This window comes from Streptomyces sp. NPDC096310, from assembly GCF_044763125.1.
GTDB lineage: Bacteria > Actinomycetota > Actinomycetes > Streptomycetales > Streptomycetaceae > Streptomyces.
Genome location: NZ_JBIWFO010000001.1, coordinates 143246 through 158585, shown reverse-complemented (window position 1 = coordinate 158585; position 15340 = coordinate 143246). Strand labels below are relative to the sequence as shown.

Sequence of the window (15340 nt, the reverse complement as noted above, 5' to 3'; positions counted from 1 at the left end):
GACATGAGCAGCGGAAACGGAACAAGCGGTACCGGTCGCAGAACGGCGATCGTCGTGGGTGCCGGGATCGGCGGTCTCGCGGCCGCCGTGACGCTGCGCCGGGTCGGCGTCGACGTCGAGGTCCACGAGCGGGCGGCCGAGCTGCGCCCGGCGGGCACCGCCCTGTCCGTCATGAGCAACTCCATGACGGCGCTGGCCTCCCTCGGTGTCGATCTGCGCCTGGAGGAGCGCGGCCGGGCCATCGAGACCGCCGAGCTGATGACGGCCACCGGCGGCCGGATCACCACCCTGCCCTACCGGGACCTCACCGACCGGCTGGGCGCCCCCAGCGTGTGCGTCTCCCGCAGCGAGCTCCAGGCGGCCCTGCTGGAGGCGGCCGGGGACTGCCCGATCCACCTGGGGTCGGCCGCCACGGGCTACACCGTCGAGCGGGACGGGGTACGGGTCCGCTTCGCCGACGGGCGGGAGGCCCGCGCCGATCTGCTCGTCGGCGCCGACGGGATCCACTCCGCGGTCCGCCGGCAACTGGCGGGACCGGAGCCGCTGCGGGAGGCCGGCTACCTCTGCTGGCTCGCCGTCACCCCTTTCGACCACCCACGCCTCACCCCGGGCTTCAACGGCCACTACTGGGGCCGGGGGCAGCGCTTCGGACTGCACGACATCGGTCAGGGCCACGCCTACTGGTGGGGGACGCGGAACATGTCCGCCGAGTCCGCCCGCGACTGGAAGGGGGGCAGGGACGACATCGCCCGCGCCTTCGACGGCTGGGCGGATGTGGTCGGCGAGGTGATCAGGACCACCCCCGAGGACGCCGTCCACGCCGTCCCCGCGCAGGACCGGCCGTTCCTGGAGCGCTGGGGCGAGGGGCCGGTGACGCTGCTGGGGGACGCCGCCCACCCCATGCTGACCGCCCTCGCCCAGGGCGGGAGCGCGGCCATCGAGGACGCCGTGGTGCTGGCCAGGAGCTGCGCGGCGGCGTCCGACCCGGTGGCCGGGCTGCGCGCGTACGAGGAGGCCCGCCGCGCCCGTACCAGATGGCTGGTCGACAACTCGTACACCCTCAGCAGGAACGAGCAGGAGGAGCGCCCCCTGGCCATGGCCCTGCGCAACACCCTGATGCGCTACGCGCCGACGTCCCTGCTGATGCGCCCCTTCGAGAAGGCGATGACGTACACGCCGCCCCGCTTCGGCGCGGACGGCTGACCCTCCCGCCCGGTTACCGCCCCGGCCGCCGGCCGGGGCGGACTGGTCACGGCGTGGTGGTGGAGACCACGTACACCCGGGGGAACCCCGGATCGGTCAGGTCCACGACGACGTCCTGGCTGGGGCGCGGGCTCTGCCGGCTGTGGTGGGTGCCCGCCAGGTCGTGGCCGGGGAGGTCGAAGTCCCAGCCGACGGTGCGCCGGTCGCGGGGGGTGATGGTGATCGCGCCGTCCTTGAGTGCGGAGCGGCTCGTCCCCATCTCCGTGAGGAAGGCGTCGAGCCGTCCTGAGGTCACGTCGAACTGGACGTACAGCCGGCTGGTCTTCCAGTTGCTCGTCTCGAAGTAGCGCACCCCGGAGGCGCCCGGCGGGATCGGCACCTCGAAGACGCGCCGCTTCATCTTGGAGGGGCGCAGCTCCTGGAGGCCGGTGGCCGAGGACTCGATCTCCTTGTTCCGGCCGCTGTCCCGGCTCTGGCCCGCCGAGATCGCGAGATAGCCGGCCGGGACGCCGATGAGCAGCACGATGACGATCGCCGTCAGCCAGCGGCGGCGGTTGCGGTGGCGCCGGTCCTCGGGCGGCTTGGTCCCGATCACGGCCGCCTCCTCCTCCGGGTCCGGCGCGGAGCCCGCACGCGGCTGGTCCCCGGTCATGCCGGCGGCTCCTGGCCGGGCACGGCGGTACGGATCGCCTGCGCGTACCGCTCGTACCGCTCATGGCGCTCCACGCGGCGGCGGTTGGCGCGGCGGAAGCGCCGGGCGACCAGCCGGGAGAGGTCGGCGGCGCCGACCATGCCCGCCTCGGGGCCCAGCTCCGCCTTGGCGATCCTGGCCTCGGGACGGTAGCCGCGGCCGGTGAGGTTTCGGCGGAAGGCGTCGCGGGCCGGGTTGATGAGCAGGTCGTCGGCGGCGCTGACGCCGCCGCCGATGACGAAGCAGGACGGGTCGAGGGCGGCGGCGAGGTTGGCGATGCCGACGCCGAGCCACTGCCCGATGTCCTGGAACAGCTCGACGCACATGGCGTCGCCCTCGCGGGCCAGCTCGGTGATGAGCGGACCGGTGATCTCCTGGACGTTGCCCTTGACGCGTTCGATGATGTTGTACGCGACCGGCGAGTCGGCGGCGGCCAGCTCCCTGGCCTCGCGGACGAGGGCGTTGCCCGAGCTGTACTGCTCCCAGCAGCCCCGGTTGCCGCAGGCGCAGCGGTGGCCGCCGGGCACGACCTGCATATGGCCGAACTCGCCCGCGACCCCGAACTTGCCGCGCTTGACCCGGCCGTCCTCCAGGATGGCGCCGCCGATTCCGGTGCCCAGCGTGATCATGACGAGGTGGTCCTCGCCCCGTCCGGCGCCGAAGCGCCATTCGGCCCAGGCGGCGGTGTTGGCGTCGTTGTCGACCATGACGGGGACGGCGAGGCGGGAGGAGAGCGCGTCCCTGAGGGGTTCGTCGCGCCAGGCGAGGTGGGGTGCGAAGAGCACCTTGGAGCGGTCGGCGTCGACCCAGCCGGCCGCTCCGATCCCGACGGCGTGCACGTCGTGGCGGTCGGAGAGGTCGAGGACCAGCTCGACGATGGTGTCCTCGACGACGCGGGGGCTCTTCGACTTGTCCGGCGTCTCGGTCCTGATCTTCTCCAGGATGTTGCCGTCCGGGTCGACGACCCCGGCCATCACCTTCGTACCGCCGATGTCGATGCCGACGGTCGGGACGCGGGGCGCGGTCAGCAGGGAGCGGCGCTCCCGGGTGCCGACGGTCCGCAGGACGGTGGCGCGGGCGGTGCCTCGGTGCGTGAAGTCACGGTACGTACTCATCGGCCCGCTCCTCGTGTGTCGTCCGTCGGATCGGTCGTGCCGTACCGAGTGGGGCGGCGGCTGGGTGCTCGCACGAGTCGTGTCGTCCCTGCGGGGTCGGGGGCCGCCAGGCCCGGGCGGGCGGCGGCGGCGGACGGGTGTCCGCCCTGCCAGATTGTGCCATCCGGGGCGGGCGGGGTCGCTGTGCGGCCCGGCCCGCCCCGGGTCAGTCCTGGTCGGCCGCCGGGGGGTCCGGCGGCTCGGGGGCGGGGGCGCGTTCCAGCTCGTGGCTGAGTTCGGCCAGCTCGGAACCGCCCGCCATCTGCCGGGTCAGCTCGTCCAGGGTGATCGAGTCCTTGGTGTGGCTGCCCGCCATGGCGCCGCGCTTGAGCAGGACGAAACGGTCGCCGACCAGGTACGCGTGGTGCGGGTTGTGCGTGATGAGGACCACCCCGAGCCCCGCGTCCCGCGCGGCGGCCACGTACTTGAGGACCACACCGGACTGCTTGACCCCGAGGGCGGCGGTCGGCTCGTCCAGGACGAGGACCTTCGCGCCGAAGTGGACGGCGCGGGCGATGGCCACGCACTGGCGCTCGCCGCCGGAGAGGGTGCCGATCGGCTGGTCGACGTCGCGCAGGTCGATGCCCATCCGCAGCAGCTCGGCGCGGGTGGTCTCGCGCATCCGTGCCACATCGAGCCGTTTGAAGGGGCCGAACCCCTTGCGCGGCTCCGAGCCGAGGAAGAAGTTCCGCCAGACCGGCATCAGGGGGACGACGGCGAGGTCCTGGTAGACGGTGGCGATGCCCCGGTCCAGCGCGTCACGCGGGGAGGAGAGCGCCGCCGTTTCGCCGTCGATGAGGAAGTCGCCGGCGTCGTGCCCGTGCAGCCCGGCGATGATCTTGATGAGGGTGGACTTGCCGGCCCCGTTGTCGCCCAGCACACAGGTGATCTCCCCGGCGTGCACCTCCAGCGAGACGCCCTCCAGGGCGCGGATGTTGCCGTAGTACTTGCTGACGTCGTCCAGTTCGACGAGTGCGGTCATCGTGACGCCTCCGCGCGCTTGCGCACCCACGCGTTGAGCAGGGTGGCCAGAAGGAGCATCGCTCCGAGGAAGAACTTGAACCAGTCCGGGTTCCACTCGGCGTACACGATGCCCTTGCTCGTCATGCCGAAGATGAACGCGCCGACGGCGGAGCCGATCGCCGAACCGTAGCCGCCGGTGATCAGACAGCCGCCGATGACGGCCGCGATGATGTAGATCAGCTCGTTGCCGACGCCCTCACCGGACTGGACGACGTCGAACGAGAAGAGCAGATGCTGTCCTGCGATCCAGGCGCAGAAGGCCACGCCCATGTAGAGCAGGATCCTGGTCCGCTCCACCGGTACGCCGACGGCACGGGCGGCGTCCGCGTTGCCGCCCACCGCGAATATCCAGTTGCCGAGGCGGGTGCGCAGCAGGATCCAGGTGGCGAGCGCGACCAGTGCGGCCCACCACAGGATGGTGACCTTCAGGTCGACGCCGCCGAGGGTGAGCTGGGAGGCGAAGAGCTTGCGGGCGGAGGGGAAGCCCTCCATGTTGCTGATCGTCTTGGTCGAGACGGTGTCGGCGACCAGCTTCGTCACACCGAGGTTGAGACCGGTGAGCATCAGGAACGTGCCGAGGGTGATGATGAAGCTGGGGAGTTTCGTACGGGTCAGCATGACCCCGTTGAAGACCCCGAAGGCCAGCGTGACCAGCAGCGACACCAGGACGCCGACCCAGACGTTCGCCGTCATCTGGTAGCTGAACATCGAGGAGACCAGCGCGGAGCTGGTCACCATCACACCGGCCGAGAGGTCGAACTCGCCGCCGATCATCAGCAGCGCCACCGGGACGGCCATGATGCCGATCGTGGACGCCGCGTACAGGACCGTGCCGAAGCTGGAGAGCTGGAGGAACGAGTCCGCGACGAACGCGAAGAAGAGGAGGACGGCCGCCGCGCCGACGACCGAGCCCAGTTCGGGCCGGCCGAGGAGCTTGCGGAGCGGGGAGGTGTGCAGCAGGCGTTCGTCCGTGCTCACCGGGTGCCCCGCTCCGTGTACTTCTCCAGGGCGCCCGCGTCCTTCTTGGTGATGATCTGCGGTCCGGTGAGGACCGGGCGGCCGCCGCCCAGGACATCGGCGTTGTAGCGGTAGAGCCAGAGCAGGTCGACCGCCTCGTACCCCTGGAGGTAGGGCTGCTGGTCGACGGCGAAGCCGAGGGCGCCGGAGGTCAGCGAGGAGGCGACCTTGGCGTTGAGGTCGAAGGTGTCGATCTCGGCCTTGCTGCCCGCGGTCTCCTTGGCCTTGACGGCGGCGTCTGCGAAGGGCGCGCCGAGCGTGACGACGGCGTCGACGGACCGGTCGGTCTGGAGCTTGGCCTCGATGGACGCCTGGACGTCGGGCATGTTGGTGCCGTCGACGTACAGGTTCTGCAGCTGTCCGCCGAAGGTCTTCCGCGCCCCGGCGCAGCGCTGCTCGTGGCCGACGTTGCCCTGCTCGTGGATGACGCAGAGCGCCTTCTTCTTCCCGCGCCGGTCCAGTTCCTCGCCGACGGCCTCGCCGGCGATGGTCTCGTCCTGGCCGACGTGGGTGAGCGCGCCGAACTTCTTGGACTCGGCGGCGCCGGAGTTCACCGTGATCACCGGGATGCCGGCCCGGACGGCCTGGTCGACGACGGCCTTCATGGCGTCGGGTTTGGCGAGCGTGACGATCAGCCCGTCGACCTTCTTGTCGATGTAGGACTGTACGAGCTGCGCCTGCTGCTGGCCCTCGTCGCTGTTGGCGTAGAGGAACTTGATGTTGTCCTTGACCGCGGCCTGCTTGGCACCGTTCTGCACGATGTCCCAGAAGGTGTCGCCGCTGCCCGAGTGGGTGACCATGGCCACGGTCCACCGAGGGGTGTCCACCGCGGCCCGTCCCTGGGCGGCCCGCTGGGCCCGTTCCTCGGCGCGCTTGCCGCCGGTGCTGCTGCATCCGGCGAGGGCCGTGGCCCCGAGCACCGCCGCCAGTACCGCGCTCAGTGCGCGTACCCCTGTCCGAACCCTTGCCACGACCCCGTGCCCTTCTCGCGGTACTCCTCGGTGCGACCGGGGCTCGTCCCTGCGGAGCCCGGCCGCCCAAGTATCGGTCATGGCCGGTCGCGGTGGCGAGGGGGTCCCTGCGGCCCGTTCCCAGGGTGCGGCGGGCCGCGTACGACGGGCTACGTACGGACGAGGAGCTGGAACTCGAAGGAGTACCGCGAGGCCCGGTAGATGTGCGAGCCGAACTCCACCGCCCGCCCCGTGTCGTCGAAGGCGGTCCGCTCCATGGTGAGCAGCGGCGCCCCGGCGGGCTCGGTCAGCAGCTCGGCCTCCCCGGCGGTGGCGGCCCGCGCCCCGACGGTCTGGCGCGCGCTGTGCAGGGCGATCCCGGCGGAGCGCAGCATCCGGTAGAGGCCGGTGGCCTCCAGGCGTTCGGTGTCGTGGTCGAGGAGGCCGGCGGGCAGATGGTTGCGGAGGAAGGCCATCGGCTCGTCGTGCGCGTACCGCAGCCGTTCGATGAGCCGTACCTCCGCGCCCTCCGGTACCCCGAGCGCGGCGGCGACCTCGGCGGTGGCGGGGGACGGGGTGTCGCGCAGGACGCGGGTGGCGGGGCGCTGGCCGGCCGCCTCCAGGTCGTCGTAGAGGCTGCTCAGCTCCAGCGGGCGTTTGACCTGGCTGTGCACGACCTGGGTGCCGACACCGCGGCGGCGGACGAGCAGTCCCTTGTCGACGAGGGACTGGATGGCCTGGCGGACGGTCGGGCGGGAGAGTCCGAGCCGGCCCGCGAGTTCGATCTCGTTGCCGAGCAGGCTGCCGGGCGCGAGCCGGCCGCGCTCGATGGCCCCCTCCAACTGCTGTGCGAGCTGGAAGTAGAGCGGTACGGGGCTGGTGCGGTCGACGCGGAGCCGGAGCGGCGGGGCCTGGTCGGGCTCCGGGCCGGCGGGTTCGGCCGGGCCGGTCGTCTCCTGTCCGGTTCGGACTGATCTCGGCTGATGGGGCACGGGGCGAGCGTAGTCGCATGCCCTGTTGACGGGAAGTAGAGAAGTCCGGTTGTCAGGACAAAGCCTTGACACGGTGATCGGCTGCGGCCACCTTGGGGGCCATGCGCATCGGACTCATCGGCACCGGCCGAATCGGCACCTTCCACGCGGACGTGCTCAACCGCCATCGTGATGTCGGTTCCCTGGTCGTCGCGGACGTGGACGCGGCACGGGCTGCGCGGGTCGCCGACCGGATCGGCGCCACGGCGGCGCCCTCCGTGGACGAGATCTTCGCGTGGGGCGTGGATGCCGTGGTGATCACCTCGGCGACCTCCTCCCACGCCGAACTGATCAGCCGGGCCGCCCGCGCCGGACTGCCCTGTTTCTGCGAGAAGCCCATCGCCCTGGACCTGCCGGGCACGCTGGGCGCGCTGCGCGAGGTGGAGTCGGCGGGCACGGTGCTCCAGCTCGGTTTCATGCGCCGCTTCGACGCGGGGTACGGCGCGGCACGTCAGCTCGTACGGTCGGGGCGGCTCGGCCGGCTGCACACCGTACGGGCGATCACCTCGGACCCGGCGCCGCCGCCCGCCGCGTACCTGCCGCTCTCCGGCGGTCTGTACCGCGACTGTCTGGTCCATGACTTCGACATCCTGCGGTGGGTCACCGGGCGCGAGGTGGTGGAGGTGTACGCGACGGGCTCGGACGCGGGCCCCGCGATCTTCGCCGAGGCGGGGGACATCGACACGGCCGCCGCGGTCCTCACCCTGGACGACGGGACGCTCGCGACCGCGACCTCCACCCGCTGCAACGGGGCGGGCTACGACGTACGGATGGAACTGGCGGGCGAGCTGGACCAGTTCGCGGTCGGACTCGACGACCGTACGCCGATCACCTCGACCGAGCCGAAGGGGCCGCCGCCCTGCGACAACCCGTGGCCGGGGTTCCTGGAGCGGTTCGCCCCGGCGTACGAGGCGGAGCTGGACGCGTTCGTGAGGGTCGTGGGCGGTGAGCTGGAGAATCCGTGCGACGGCCGGGAGGCGCTGCACGCGCTGCGGATCGCGGAGGCGTGCGAGCTGTCGCGCGCCGAGCACCGTCCGGTGGCGCTGACGGAGATCGCCGGGGGCTGAGCGACGGGGCCGCCGGCACGGGGCCGGGGCGGGCGCCGGGGGCCCGGGGCGGGCGGGCCCGGCGGCCCCGCTCCGTCAGAACGTGCCGCCGCCGTCCGGCGCCGGCTCCGCGTCGTGCACCAGCAGGGCGATCTGGACCCGGTTGTTGAGGCCGAGCTTGGCCAGGATGCGCGAGACATGGGCCTTGACGGTGGGGACGCTCATGTAGAGCCCGGCGGCGATCTCCGCGTTGGAGCGGCCGAGGCCGACGGCGAGCGCGACCTCCCGCTCCCGCTCCCCGAGCGCGTCGAGCCGTTCCACGGCGCCCGCCCGGCGGCTGGTGGCGGCCTGTGCCGCGCCCGGCCCCGGCACCCCGCCCGCCACATGGGTCATCAACTGGCGGGTGACGGCGGGCGAGAGGACCGGGTCGCCGGCCGCCACCCGCTGTACGGCGGTGACGATCTCGGCGGGCGGGGTGTCCTTGAGGACGAACCCGGCGGCCCCGGCGCGCAGCGCGCGCAGCACCTGCTCGTCGGCGTGGAAGGTGGTCAGGACGAGGACTTCGGGGGCGTCCGGGAGGCGCCGCAGGCTCTCCGTGGCCGCGAGCCCGTCCATGACGGGCATCCGGATGTCCATGAGCACCACGTCGGGCGCGGTCCGCTCGACCAGCGCGGCGACCTCGGTGCCGTCGGCCCCCTCCCCCACGATCTCGATGTCGTCGGCACCGCCGAGCATGAAGGTCAGTCCGGCCCGGACCAGGGGGTCGTCGTCGACGATGATCAGCCTGATGGTCATGCGGCCCACGGTAGCCAAGCGCGGACGGCGAAGCCTCCGTCCCCGGTCGGTCCGTGCTCGAACCGGCCACCGGCCAGGGCGGCCCGCTCCGTCAGCCCGATCAGCCCCTGCCCGGAGCCCGGCACCTTCTCCACCTCGCCGGTGGGCGCGGCGTTGCGGACCGCGACAGTGAGCCCGTCCCCCGGGCCGCCGCTGACCTCGACGGTGGAGCCGGTGCCCGGCGCGTGTTTACGGGCGTTGGTCAGCGCCTCCTGCGCGATGCGGTACGCGGTGCGGCCGACCGCGGCGGGGACGGCGGAGGGATCGGCGACCCGGTTGTCGAGGTCGACCTCCATACCGGCGCCGCGCGACTCGGCGACCAGCGCGTCGAGCGTGGCCAGGGTGGGCTGGGGACGCTCGGACTCGTCGCCGTCCGGCGCCCGCAGCACGCCGATGATCATGCGCAGGTCCTGGAGGGCGTCGTGCGCACTGTCCCGGATCACCCCGGCCGCCCCGGCGATCTCGGCGGCCGGGGCGTCCGGCCGGAACTCCAGGGCGCCCGCGTGGACGCTGAGCAGCGTGAGCCGGTGCGCGAGCACGTCGTGCATCTCGCGGGCGATGGCCTCACGGGCGAGCCGCTGCGCCTGCTCGGCGCGGAGTTCGGCCTCGGCCTCGGCCCGCAGGGCCCGCTCGCGCAGCGCGACGACGAGCTGGCGCCTGGCCCGTACGAGCATGCCCCAGCCGACCGCCAGCAGGAGCAGGACCAGGGTCGCGACGACCAGGACGGTGAAGGAGGTGGTCGGATCCGGGCGGATGTACGCCTGGGCGACCCCGGTGGCCAGGGACACCGCGCTGACGATCGCGACGGGCCGGAAGGGCCGGTGCACGGCCACGCAGAACAGCGCGACGAGCGAGGCTCCTCCGGCGAGCGGGGCGACCGTGCTCAGGACCGACAGGACGATCGCCAGCTCCACCGGCCGGCTCCGCCGCAGCCACAGGGAACAGCAGGCCAGGAAGCCGGCGGTGAGGTCGAAGGCGTCGACCAGCTCGGAGTTGTGGGCCTTCTGGAGCGTCTCGACGGCGAGCAGCCCGACACCGGAGGCGACGACGAACATCAGCGTGTCGATGATCCAGTCGCGTACGGTACGGCGCGGCCGGGGCCGGCCGAGGTCGCCGGGCAGCTCGGGGCCCCGGGGACCGGCCATCGCCGAGGGGAGCAGCCAGGGGTAGTCCGTACGTGTCATGGCCTCCAATTTACGCAGGTGACAGGGGAGAAGACCGCTGGTGCGCGGTGGCCGCTACCAAAGTCGCGCGACTCCCGGCTTTCGTCACGCGCCCCCGACTTTGGCCGGTCCCGGCGCCGTGGTCAGCCGCCCAGTTCCCGGTGGCGGGCGGCCAGCCGGGCCGCGCCGTGCTCCGTGAGGGAGCCGAAGAGCCGGAGCCGCGAGATCCCGCCGTCGGGGTAGATGTCGATGCGTACCTCGGTGGCGACGGCGGGGGCCGGGAGCACGAAGCGGTGGTTGGTGTCGGGCTGGAGCCGGGTCCTGGGCAGGATCTCCGTCCAGCCGTCGGCGTCCGTGGCCGTACCCGGGTCCGTGCCGGTGTCGCGTACGGAGAGGGCGGCCCAGCCCGCCGCGTTGCCCTTGAGGTACGCCGTGTCGATCTCGACGGCCCGGATCTCGCCCTGTGCGGCCAGCCGGTAGCGGATCCAGTCGTTGCCGAGGTCGCGGCGGCGCCTGGTCTCCCAGCCGTCGTCCATCCGGCGGGAGCGGCCGGGGCCGATGGTGTTGGCCGGGGGCGAGTAGAAGCGGTCGGAGGCGTCCTCGGCGGTGCCGCCGTTCTCCACCGCGAGCAGGTCGAACGTACCGAGGGCGGCCAGCCACGCCGGGTCGGGCGCGACCTCGCCGTACACCCGCAGCCGGGCGATCCCGCCGTCGGGGTGCTGGTTGACGCGCAGGTGGGTGAAGCGCCGCCCGGCGTCGACCGCGAAGCCGTTGGCGGCGTGCCCGCCGACGGCGGTCCGGGGTACGAGGACGGTCCAGGTGACGCCGGGGTCGAGCAGTTCCTCCGGGGAGGGGGAGCCGGGCAGTGAGACGGCCTCGACGGAGACGGACCGCGGGTAGTTGCCCCGGAAGTGCGCGGTGTCGACGACGATGCCGTGGATCACGCCGGGCGCGCCGAGCCGGACGAGCGCCCAGTCGTGGTCCTCGGGGGCGGGGTGCGGCCGGCCGGCGGCGGCGCCGCGCCTGCGGCGGGTCTCCCAGCCGTCCATGATCTTGCCCTTGTGGCCGAAGCGCTCCGGGTCGAAGACGGCGGGGCCGGGCTCCAGCAGGTTCTCGCGCTCGGCGAAGAACTCGTCGTTGGCGGCGAGCACCCCGGCACCGAGCCGCCGGTCGGCAAGGTCGGTGAGGTGGGTGAAGGGGAGGTCCGCGGTGCGGTAGTCGGCGTACGGGTCGCCACCGGCGTACGGACGGGCGTCCCCGGTGAAGCGGGCTTCGGGCACGGCGGGGGGCGGGGCGTCGGACACGGTTCAGTGGTTCCTTTCGAGCAGTCGGCCTGAGGGTTCTGCGAGGACGCCGTCGTGGAGGATCCGCCTGCCGCGCAGCCAGGTCGAGGTGACCACGCCGTACAGGGTCCGGCCCGCGTACGCCGTCACCTGGTTGCGGTGGTGCAGTCCGGCCGGGTCGACGGTGAAGGTCCGGTCGGGCGCGAGGACGGTGAGGTCGGCGTCGCGGCCCGCCTCGACGGCGCCCTTGCGGGAGAGCCCGGCGAGCGCGGCGGGGGCCGTCGACATCCAGCGCGCGACGTCCTCCAGGGTGTGGCCGCGTCTGCGGGCCTCGGTCCAGACCGCGGGGAGGCCGAGCTGGAGCGACGAGATGCCGCCCCACGCGGTGGCGAAGTCGGCGGTCTTGAGGTCGGTGGTGCAGGGCGAGTGGTCGGAGACGACGCAGTCGATCGTGCCGTCGGCCAGCCCCTCCCAGAGCGCGTCCTGGTTGGCGGCCTCGCGGATCGGCGGGCAGCACTTGAACTCGGTGGCCCCGTCGGGGACCTCCTCCGCCGTGAGGGTGAGGAAGTGCGGACAGGTCTCGACAGTGATCCGGACGCCCTCGCGCCGGGCGGCGGCGATCCGCGGCAGGACATCCGAGGACGAGAGGTGCAGGACATGCACCCGGGCGTCGAGCCGCTTGGCCTGGGCGATCAGACGGGTGACGGCCGCGTTCTCGGCGGCGCGCGGGCGGGAGGCGAGGAAGTCGGCGTACGCGGGGCCGCCGCGCGCGGGCGCCGCGGCGAGTTCGTGCGGGTCCTCGGCGTGCGCGATCAGCAGCCCGCCGAAGCCGGCGATCTCGGTGAGGGCCCGGCCCAGGCGCTCCTGGTCCAGCTCGGGGAACTCCTCGACGCCGGACGGCGACAGGAAGCACTTGAAGCCGAAGACCCCGGCGTCGTGGAGCGGACGCAGCTCATGGACGTTGTCCGGTACGGCACCACCCCAGAAGCCGACGTCGACATGGGCCTTGGGGCGGGCGACATCCCGTTTGACGTCGAGGTGCGCGGCCGTCGTGGTGGGCGGCAGCGAGTTGAGGGGCATGTCGAGCAGGGTGGTGACACCGCCGGCCGCGGCGGCGCGGGTGGCGGTCCAGAACCCCTCCCACGCGGTGCGGCCCGGGTCGTTCACATGGACGTGGGTGTCGACGAGGCCGGGGAGCACGACGTCGTCGCCGACGTCCTCGACCACGGCGGGCCGGTCCCGGGTGCCGGGCGGCGGGTCCGCGTCGTACGGCAGTACGGCCGTGATCCTGCCCTCGGCGACGGCGATCGTGGCGGGCCGTGTGCCCTCGGGGGTGATGACGCGCGTCGACCGCAGCAGCAGGCTCACCTCGGACACCCGTACTCCTCACTGGCCCCGTGGGACTGGCCCCACGGGGCTCGTTTCAACGAACTGTTGAAGAAGTGTTCACTCCGGTTCGTACCCCGTCAAGGCCACCTGCCGCGCCGTTGTTTCCGTAACGTGAAATACTGATTTCACCAGACAGAACACCCTACCCACCCGAAGCGACCGCGCACACCCCGGACAAACACCCCCTGACCGGCAGAGACGTCTCATCCCCGACCACCCGTCCGAGCTCCGGGACCGGTATAGGCTGCTCGCTTGTCCGCCCGTCCCGAAAGGACCGTCGACATGCCGTCGTCCAGCGCCAGCAGCCCCGACGCCGCCAGATCCGCCTCCGGCAACGGTGGCGTCCAGTCCCTTGAGCGCGCCTTCGACCTGCTCGAACGGATGGCGGACGCGGGTGGCGAGGTCGGACTCAGCGAGCTGTCCGCGACCAGCGGCCTGCCGCTGCCCACCATCCACCGGCTGATGCGGACACTGGTGGCCTGCGGCTACGTACGCCAGCAGACCAACCGGCGGTACGCGCTCGGCCCGCGCCTGATCCGGCTCGGCGAGTCGGCGTCCCGGCTGCTCGGCACCTGGGCCAGGCCCTATCTGGCGCGGCTGGTCGAGGAGACCGGCGAGACGGCGAACATGGCGCTGCTCGACGGCGACGAGATCGTCTACGTCGCGCAGGTGCCGTCCAAGCACTCGATGCGGATGTTCACCGAGGTGGGCCGCCGGGTGCTGCCGCACTCCACCGGCGTGGGCAAGGCGCTGCTCTCGCACATCCCGCCGGAGGAGGTCCGCGCCCTGCTGGCCCGTACCGGTATGCCGGCCGCCACCGAGAAGACGATCACCACACCCGACGCCTTCCTGGCGGCGCTGGAGACGGTGCGCCGTTCGGGGTTCGCGATCGACGACAACGAGCAGGAGATCGGGGTCCGCTGTCTGGCGGTCCCGGTGCCGGACTCCCCCACCGCCGCCGCCATCTCCATCTCGGGCCCGGCGGGCCGGGTGACGGAGGAGGCCACGGAGCGGATCGTGCCCGTACTGCTGGAGGTCGCGCGCGATCTCTCGGCGGCGCTGGCGAACACGGCGGCGCAGCAGTCGCAGGGCTGACCGCCGGGCCGGTCAGCGGGGGCGCGGAACCCGGCCGGTCAGCGGGGGCGCGGGACGCCCCCGAAGAGGTCGACGGCGTTCCGTACCCCCATCAGCGCCGGGCCCAGGGCGCTGACCGAGCCGATGGAGCCGACGATCAGCAGCAGGGAACGGCGCATCCGGGCGGTCTCCGGGGCGCCGCTCGCCACCATGGCGGCGAGCGCGGCCAGTTCGTCCTCGGCTATCGCGCGGTCCTTGAACTCCGAGGGGTAGACCGCCAGTTCGCGCCGGAGCCGGGAGACGGCGGCGCCCAGCCCCGTGATTCTCGGGTCCTCGCCCGTCTCCGTCGCCGGCGACTTCCCCACGCTCCGCAACAAAGCTCCCCCTCGTGCTGGTGCCCCGCGTGCCACGGCACTCCTTCCGTGCCGGGACGCGGCTCCGTCCTGATAGGACGATTCCCCGTTGACGGTGGTCAATCGCCAAGGTTCGCGGGCAAGTTAACGCCATCACGCGGGGCGGGCGCCACTCGGCGTACCGAATACGGCGGGAAGACGGCCGGAATACGGAAGGAATTCCCGATGATCACGGGCGCACGCGGAACATTCACCGCGCGAAAGGGCGCGAAGGGGTGCGAGGGGGCGCGCGGGCGCACGATGCGGTAAGCAGGGCCCATGCCAGACACATACGGCGCGGACGCGCCCGCGAGCCACGCGTACGAGGCCACGGATCCGCCGGTCGCCGGACTGCTGCTCGCCGCGGGCGGTGGCCGCCGGCTGGGCGGACGGCCGAAGGCGCTGCTGGAGCACCGGGGCCGGCCTCTGGTGGAGCACGCGGCGCACGCCCTGCGGACAGGGGGGTGCGCGCCGGTGCACGTGGTGCTGGGGGCGTCCGCGCCGGAGGTACGGGAGCGGGCGGTACTGCCGGGTGCCGTTCTGGTCGACAACCCCGGGTGGGCCGACGGGATGGGGTCCTCGCTGCGCGCGGGGCTGGCCTCGCTGGCGGGCACGGACGCGCGGGCGGTCCTGGTGCTGCTGGTGGACCAGCCGGGGATCGGCGCGGCGGCGGTGGCCCGGGTGGTGGCCGGGTACCGGGGGCCGGGATCGCTGGTCTCGGCGGTGTACGGCGGGAGGCGCGGCCACCCCGTGCTCTTCGGCGCGGACCGCTGGGCGCGGATCGCGGCGGATGCGACGGGCGACCGCGGGGCACGCGCCTATCTGAAGGCACACGAACGGGACATCGTTCCGGTCGAATGCGGGGATGTCGCCCTGCCGTACGACATCGACACGGAGGAGGATCTGTCGCACCTCGAACAGACGCCGCCCCCAGGAGCGGCTTCCCCAGGAAAGCCAGGGAGGTAAAGGCGCCCACAACGGAGTGCGGAGGACATCAACAGCATTGAAGTTCCACCATGAGGAAACTATTATCCACAGGTCAGAAGCGCCCGGTATTTCGAGGGGTGCGCTCGACCCGTACGCCGGCCGC

The 15340-nt window shown here is 72.8% G+C and carries 15 protein-coding genes; 4 read left to right on the top strand and 11 right to left on the bottom strand.

Features of this window, described 5'->3' with window-relative positions:
- Positions 1-3 precede the first annotated feature (3 nt).
- A complete protein-coding gene (locus ACIQ7D_RS00705) occupies positions 4-1203 on the top strand; it encodes an FAD-dependent monooxygenase (RefSeq protein ID WP_403931831.1) in 1200 nt (399 codons plus the stop codon).
- Between the two features lie 46 nt (positions 1204-1249).
- Here ACIQ7D_RS00705 and ACIQ7D_RS00700 read toward each other — a convergent pair whose 3' ends face one another.
- The 6 genes from ACIQ7D_RS00700 to ACIQ7D_RS00675 all read right to left on the bottom strand — a co-directional run bounded on the left by ACIQ7D_RS00700 (position 1250) and on the right by ACIQ7D_RS00675 (position 7030).
- Positions 1250-1855, bottom strand: a complete 606-nt coding sequence (locus ACIQ7D_RS00700; RefSeq protein ID WP_403931829.1) for a hypothetical protein — start codon at positions 1853-1855, stop codon at positions 1250-1252.
- Positions 1852-3009 carry an ROK family glucokinase gene (locus ACIQ7D_RS00695; protein WP_403931827.1) on the bottom strand — a complete coding sequence of 386 codons (1158 nt, stop codon included), beginning with the start codon at positions 3007-3009 and terminating at the stop codon, positions 1852-1854. Before ACIQ7D_RS00695 ends, ACIQ7D_RS00700 begins: the two co-directional genes overlap by 4 nt.
- A 205-nt stretch (positions 3010-3214) precedes the next feature.
- On the bottom strand, positions 3215-4030 hold the full coding sequence (locus tag ACIQ7D_RS00690) for an ATP-binding cassette domain-containing protein (RefSeq protein WP_403931824.1): 816 nt from the start codon (positions 4028-4030) through the stop codon (positions 3215-3217).
- Positions 4027-5049 carry an ABC transporter permease gene (locus ACIQ7D_RS00685; protein ID WP_403931821.1) on the bottom strand — a complete coding sequence of 341 codons (1023 nt, stop codon included), beginning with the start codon at positions 5047-5049 and terminating at the stop codon, positions 4027-4029. The genes ACIQ7D_RS00690 and ACIQ7D_RS00685 overlap by 4 nt, the downstream gene beginning before the upstream one ends.
- Positions 5046-6059, bottom strand: a complete 1014-nt coding sequence (locus tag ACIQ7D_RS00680; protein WP_403931819.1) for a sugar ABC transporter substrate-binding protein — start codon at positions 6057-6059, stop codon at positions 5046-5048. The genes ACIQ7D_RS00685 and ACIQ7D_RS00680 overlap by 4 nt, the downstream gene beginning before the upstream one ends.
- Before the next feature lie 149 nt (positions 6060-6208).
- A complete protein-coding gene (locus tag ACIQ7D_RS00675) occupies positions 6209-7030 on the bottom strand; it encodes a GntR family transcriptional regulator (RefSeq protein WP_403931816.1) in 822 nt (273 codons plus the stop codon).
- 101 nt (positions 7031-7131) lie between these two features.
- On the opposite strand from ACIQ7D_RS00675, the gene ACIQ7D_RS00670 reads away from it, so the two are divergent.
- The gene (locus tag ACIQ7D_RS00670; protein WP_403931813.1) at positions 7132-8136 is read left to right on the top strand and encodes a Gfo/Idh/MocA family oxidoreductase; all 1005 of its coding nucleotides are present in this window, start codon (positions 7132-7134) and stop codon (positions 8134-8136) included.
- A 75-nt stretch (positions 8137-8211) separates the two neighbouring features.
- Here ACIQ7D_RS00670 and ACIQ7D_RS00665 read toward each other — a convergent pair whose 3' ends face one another.
- The 4 genes from ACIQ7D_RS00665 to allB all read right to left on the bottom strand — a co-directional run bounded on the left by ACIQ7D_RS00665 (position 8212) and on the right by allB (position 12772).
- Entirely contained in the window at positions 8212-8910 is a 699-nt protein-coding gene (locus ACIQ7D_RS00665) for a response regulator (protein ID WP_403931809.1), read from the bottom strand.
- Positions 8907-10133 (bottom strand): sensor histidine kinase, encoded by a 1227-nt coding sequence (locus ACIQ7D_RS00660; RefSeq protein WP_403931806.1) that lies wholly within the window; start codon positions 10131-10133, stop codon positions 8907-8909. The genes ACIQ7D_RS00665 and ACIQ7D_RS00660 overlap by 4 nt, the downstream gene beginning before the upstream one ends.
- A gap of 122 nt (positions 10134-10255) precedes the next feature.
- Positions 10256-11416: an allantoicase gene (alc, locus tag ACIQ7D_RS00655; protein WP_403931803.1), complete on the bottom strand. Its 1161-nt coding sequence runs from the start codon at positions 11414-11416 to the stop codon at positions 10256-10258.
- 3 nt (positions 11417-11419) lie between these two features.
- Positions 11420-12772, bottom strand: a complete 1353-nt coding sequence (allB, locus tag ACIQ7D_RS00650) for an allantoinase AllB (protein WP_403931800.1) — start codon at positions 12770-12772, stop codon at positions 11420-11422.
- A 294-nt stretch (positions 12773-13066) separates the two neighbouring features.
- Between allB and ACIQ7D_RS00645 the strand changes: the two genes are divergently transcribed.
- Positions 13067-13879 (top strand): IclR family transcriptional regulator, encoded by an 813-nt coding sequence (locus ACIQ7D_RS00645; RefSeq protein WP_403931798.1) that lies wholly within the window; start codon positions 13067-13069, stop codon positions 13877-13879.
- A gap of 38 nt (positions 13880-13917) precedes the next feature.
- Here the strand turns inward: ACIQ7D_RS00645 and ACIQ7D_RS00640 are convergent, their stop codons facing one another.
- On the bottom strand, positions 13918-14235 hold the full coding sequence (locus ACIQ7D_RS00640; protein ID WP_403931795.1) for a DUF5955 family protein: 318 nt from the start codon (positions 14233-14235) through the stop codon (positions 13918-13920).
- A gap of 294 nt (positions 14236-14529) precedes the next feature.
- Here ACIQ7D_RS00640 and ACIQ7D_RS00635 point away from each other — a divergent pair, with 294 nt between their 5' ends.
- Complete coding sequence (locus ACIQ7D_RS00635; protein WP_403931792.1) at positions 14530-15216, top strand: NTP transferase domain-containing protein; 687 nt, start codon at positions 14530-14532, stop codon at positions 15214-15216.
- Positions 15217-15340 lie beyond the last annotated feature (124 nt).